General features: G+C 45.0%; 1 protein-coding gene. It reads left to right on the top strand.

Annotated elements, in window-relative coordinates; translation table 11 throughout:
• On the top strand, positions 1-1,590 hold a 1,590-nt coding region (locus tag F6K20_RS36705), incomplete at its 5' end, for a HEAT repeat domain-containing protein (RefSeq protein ID WP_287298138.1).
• Positions 1,591-1,845: the final 255 nt, after the last annotated feature.

Here is a 1,845-nt window from a genome sequence, read left to right as displayed (position 1 = left end):
GCTGAAGATAAGGATAGTGGCACGCTTATTGATCAAGATGATTTGATTAACCAATTGGCTGAGCAGATTAAAACCTTGAAGCAGGTGGATTTGTATAAAGCCAAGCAAGAGGCGAAACGGTTTGTGGAGTTGATTCGGAAGCGCACGGGTTTGTTGAATGAACAGGGGCAAGATTGTTATGGTTTTGTCCATAAGACCTTTCAGGAATATTTGTGTGCTCAGGAGATTAACTATCAAGCGGAGAATGAGTATAATTTCGATATTGTTTTGAATCATATTCGGGAGCATTTACATGACTCCCACTGGCGCGAAGTGTTATTATTGCTGATAGCACAACAAAAACCGAAAAATGCGGCAAAGGCGATTAATGCACTTTTGAATAATAAGAGTAACTATGAGCACTGGTTACATCGGGATTTGTTGTTTGCTGGTAATTGTTTGGGAGAAGACCCGAAAAATTTACGAAGTACTGATAGTGAGTTAGTTCAAGATATTTTGGAGCGGTTGGTTGAGTTGGAGGTGAGTAGTGAGGAGCGGGTTGGTGAGAAGATTCGCGAGCAGGTTTTTCAGATAATTTGTAGTTTGTATGAAACGGATTTTGAGGCACAGGTATTGGAATTGTTGAAGGAAGAATTCCATCGAATTGATGACATACGATTGCTGAACTATCGACACGAGTTAGGGGAAAAATATCAGGTAATTACAATATTGTTGACACGACTAAAGCATGATGATTTTGTTGTGCGTAGGAGGGCAGCCGATGCCTTGGGCAAATTGGGCAATAGCTCAGAAACTGTAATAAACGCCCTGCTAGCAGGACTTCAGGATGATGATTCTGATGTGCGTTTGAGGGCAGCGGAAGCCTTGGGTCAATTGGGCAACAGCTCAGAAACGGTAGTCAACGTCCTCATAGCACTAGTAAAAGATGATCACTCTTTTGTGCGTTGGAGGGCAGCCAATGCCTTGGGCAAATTGGGCAACAACTCAGAAACTGTAATCAACGCCCTCCTGGCAAGGCTAATGAATGATCATTCTCTTGTGCGTTTGAGGGTAGCGGAAGTCTTGGGCCAATTGGGCAACAGCTCAGAAACCGTAATCAACGCCCTCATAGCAGGGCTAATGGATGATGATTCTGTTGCGCGTGTGATAGCAGCCAATGCCTTGGGCAAATTGGGCAACAACTCAGAAACTGTAATCAACGCCCTGCTAGCAGGACTTCAGGATGATGATTCTGATGTGCGTGTGACGGCAGCCAATGTCTTGGTCAATTTGGGCAACAGCTCAGAAACTGTAATCAACGCCCTCATAGCAGGACTTCAGGATGATGATTCTGATGTGCGTGTGAGTGCAGCGGAAGCCTTGGGCAATTTGGGCAACATCTCAGAAACGGTAGTCAACGCCCTCCTAGCACTACTAATGGATGATGATTATGATGTGCGTAAGGACGCAGCCAATGCCTTGGGCAAATTGGGCAAAACATCTAATCATATTCTCCCTACTGTAATTGAATGGATTGAACAACACCAGGATTCAGAGTATGTGGGCAGTGGTATTGATGCCTTGTGGGATTTGGTGGTAGGACGGGAGTAGGGAATTTAGAATTTAGAATTTAGAATTTAGAATTTAGAATTTAGAATCGGGAGTGGGGAGTCGGGAGTGTAATGGATCAAGAGGATAGTTTTTGTTGAATGCGATCGCTTTTAGCGTGGCCTACGGCCAATCGCGTAGCGTGACCAAAGGTCAATCGCGTAGCGTGACCATTCGCGTAGCGTGGCCTAAAGGCCAAGGTCAATCGCTAAAAGCGATGGTCGGTACGAGCTGCTATGGGAACGCATCAGCTACAGA

Source organism: Moorena sp. SIO2C4 (assembly GCF_010672485.1).
GTDB lineage: Bacteria > Cyanobacteriota > Cyanobacteriia > Cyanobacteriales > Coleofasciculaceae > Moorena > Moorena producens.
This window is presented reverse-complemented; position numbering and strand designations above follow the sequence as displayed.